This window comes from Methylibium sp. T29-B (genome assembly GCF_000576225.1).
GTDB lineage: Bacteria > Pseudomonadota > Gammaproteobacteria > Burkholderiales > Burkholderiaceae_C > Methylibium > Methylibium petroleiphilum.
This window is the reverse complement of sequence record NZ_AZSN01000345.1, coordinates 1-1,448: the sequence shown is the minus strand read 5'-3', so window position 1 is coordinate 1,448 and position 1,448 is coordinate 1. Positions and strand designations below refer to the sequence as shown.

Sequence of the window (1,448 nt, the reverse complement as noted above, 5' to 3'; positions counted from 1 at the left end):
GCCGGACGTACATGGACGCCCCCCGGTTTGCCAAGCTTTCCCGCTTGCTGCTGCCACGAAGGGAGAGATTGCACCCGTACATCCGGACTTCCAATGCGAGACGAGCTCGCTGTCCCTGATGGGTTCTGCTGGTCGGCGCCTCGATCGCTTACACGCACTCTTGGTGCCTCGTCCGGCGCGGGCTGTGCCAACCACGGTCTGACCTGTCGTGCCATCAACTTGCTGGTTGCCTGAGCAATCGGCGGTGGGAATCTCCTTGTCTTGCCGGACGTCGTTGGGGCCTCTTCCCGCTGGCGGGAAGGGCGGGGGGATGGGTGGTTGCCCGCGCCGAGCTACGTGGCTGCGTAGTCAGCCTCGAACTTGCGATCGTGCGCGAGCAACGCCCACGCGATTCGGGCGGTCTTGTTGGCCAGTGCGACGGCGGCAACGTTCTTGTTGCGCCGCGTGACCAGCTTCATCAGCCAGCCGTCGACATCGGCGCGCTGCGTCGCGCGGTAGATCACCGACCTGGCGCCGTGGATCAGCAGCGTTCGCAGGTACGCGTCGCCACGCTTGCTCATACCCAGGAGGGTCGGCTTGCCGCCGCTGGAGTGCTGGCGCGGTACGACACCCAGCCAAGCAGCGAACTGCCGCCCGTTGTCGAAGTTCCTCGCGTCGCCGACGCTGGCTGCCATCGCCGTCGCAGTCAGTGGACCTATGCCCGGCACCTTCTCGAGCCGACGGCTCGCGTCACTGGTGCGGTGCCACGCCTTAATCTGGGCCTCGATCTCGTCCACCTGGCGATGCAGCAGCTGTAGCTGCTCGAGCAGCCGGGCGATCAGCAGCCGGAACGAACCCGGCAGTTCGATCAAGGCATCTTCGATGATGTCTGGAACGCGCTGCGCGATGTGAGCGATGCCCTGCGGCACCACGAGCCCGAACTCGGCGAGCAGCCCGCGGATCTGGTTGGCCTGCGCCGTGCGGGCCTTGACGAAGCCCTGGCGCACACGGTGCAACGCAAGCACCGACTGTTGCTCGACGTTCTTGATCGGCACGAAGCGCATCGACGGGCGAGTCACCGCTTCGCAGATTGCTTCAGCATCGGCCGCGTCGTTCTTGTTGCTCTTGACGTACGGCTTGACGAACTGTGGCGCCATCAGCCGCACTGTATGCCCGAGGGCCTGCAGTTTGCGCGCCCAGTGGTGTGCACTCGAGCAGGCTTCTATGCCGATCAGGCACGCGGGCAAGTTCGCGAAGAACGCGGCGACCTGATCGCGTCGCAGCTGCTTGCGCAACGTGACCTTGCCGCGCTCATCGACGCCGTGTACCTGGAAAACGTTCTTGGCCAGATCGAGGCCGATCGTCGTAACCTGCATGGTGGACGCTCCTTCCGGTCGAGTGGTGGCTGACACTTCCACTCTGGCACTTCGATGCCGTCAGCGGGTGGGGGCGTCCATCCCATTGCTTAC

At 64.9% G+C, this 1,448-nt stretch carries 1 protein-coding gene; it reads right to left on the bottom strand.

All coding sequences use genetic code 11. The features are described 5' to 3' along the window. Positions 1–332: 332 nt before the first annotated feature. Positions 333–1,355, bottom strand: coding sequence for an IS110 family transposase (locus Y694_RS21795; RefSeq protein WP_036236695.1), 1,023 nt, complete (start codon positions 1,353–1,355; stop codon positions 333–335). Positions 1,356–1,448: the final 93 nt, after the last annotated feature.

What these genes read in the sequence shown, in the direction of transcription:
- Y694_RS21795 (WP_036236695.1), bottom strand. Translation starts at nt 1,355, where the DNA reads ATGCAGGTTACGACGATCGGCCTCGATCTGGCCAAGAACGTTTTCCAG.